The following is a 1,375-nucleotide window of genomic DNA, read 5'->3' as shown; positions in this document are numbered from 1 at the left end:
TGACGGAGGGGTAGTCGAAGACGACGGTGTTGGCGAGGCGGAGTCCGCTGAGGGTGTTGAGGCGGTTGCGTAGTTCGACGGCGTTGAGGGAGTCGAAGCCGAGTTCTTGGAAGGCGCGGTCGGTTTCGATGGCGCGTGGGTCGTCGTGGCCGAGGATGTGGGCGACGGTGGTGCGGACGAGGTCGGTGAGGGTGCGTTCGCGTTCTTGGGGGGTTTGGTCGGCGAGTTGGTCGGCGAGTTGGGTGGTGTGTGGGTGGGTTTGGGTGGGGGTGTTGTGGGTGGGGGTGGGTTGGTGGCGTGGGGTGGGGGTGAGGGTGTGGAGGAGGGTGGGGAGGTGGGTGTTGTGGGGGGTGAGGTGGGTGGTGTCGAGGGCGGTGAGTGCTTGGACGGGTTCGTTGGTGGTGAGGGCTTGGTCGAGGAGGTGGAGGGCTTGGGGGGTGGTGAGGGGGTGTAGGCCCATGCGGTTGAGTCGGCGCAGGTCGGTGTCGGTGAGTTGGCCGCTGATGCCGCTGGTTTCTTCCCAGAGTCCCCAGGCGAGGGAGACGGCGGGTTGGTGGTGGGTGTGGCGGTGGGTGGCGAGTGCGTCGAGGAAGGCGTTGCCTGCGGCGTAGTTGGCTTGGCCGGGGGTGCCGAGGAGGCCGGCGAGGGAGGAGTAGAGGGCGAAGGTTTTCAGGTTGTGGTGGCGGGTTTGGTGGTGGAGGTTCCAGGCGCCGTCGATCTTGGGTCGTAGGACGCGGTCGAGTTGGTCCTGGGTCATGTGGGTGGTGATGCCGTCTTCGGTGATGCCGGCGGTGTGGATGACGGCGGTGAGGGGGTGGTCGTGGGGGATGGTGGCGAGGGTGTCGGCGAGTTGGGTGGGGTCGGTGACGTCGCAGGCGGTGAGGGTGATGTGGGCGCCGTGTTCTTCGAGTTCGCGGCGTAGTTCTTTGGCTTTGGGGGTGGTGTCGCCGCTGCGGCTGAGCAGGAGGAGGTGGCGGATGTGGTGGTGGGTGACGAGGTGGCGGGCGAGGGTGGTGCCGAGGGTGCCGGTGGCGCCGGTGATCAGGACGGTGCCGTTGCCGAAGTCGGGTGTGGGGTTGGGGTGGGGGGTGGTGCGGGTCAGGTGGGGGGTGAGGAGTCGGCCTTGGCGGACGGCGACTTGGGGGAGTCGGGTGGCGGCGACGGTGCGCAGGGTGTCGGTGAGGTCGGGCGTGGTGGTGGGGTCGGGTTCGAGGTCGGTGAGGGTGATCCGGTCGGGGTGTTCGGATTGTGCGGAGCGGATCAGTCCCCAGACGGCGGCGCCTGCCAGGTCGGGTGTTTCGTGGGGGGTGGTGGCCATGGCGCCGTGGGTGGCCACGATGAGGCGGGAGTCGGAGAACCGCTCGTCCCCCAGCCA

The 1,375-nt window shown here is 68.5% G+C and carries 1 protein-coding gene; it reads right to left on the bottom strand.

Translation table 11 applies throughout. The annotated features are described in order from the left end of the window. Positions 1–1,375 (bottom strand): type I polyketide synthase (locus IE118_RS34580; protein ID WP_189561922.1); only part of this gene is annotated, 1,375 nt, incomplete at both ends.

This window comes from Streptomyces pilosus (genome assembly GCF_014649835.1).
Taxonomy (GTDB): Bacteria; Actinomycetota; Actinomycetes; order Streptomycetales; family Streptomycetaceae; genus Streptomyces; species Streptomyces pilosus.
This window is presented reverse-complemented; position numbering and strand designations above follow the sequence as displayed.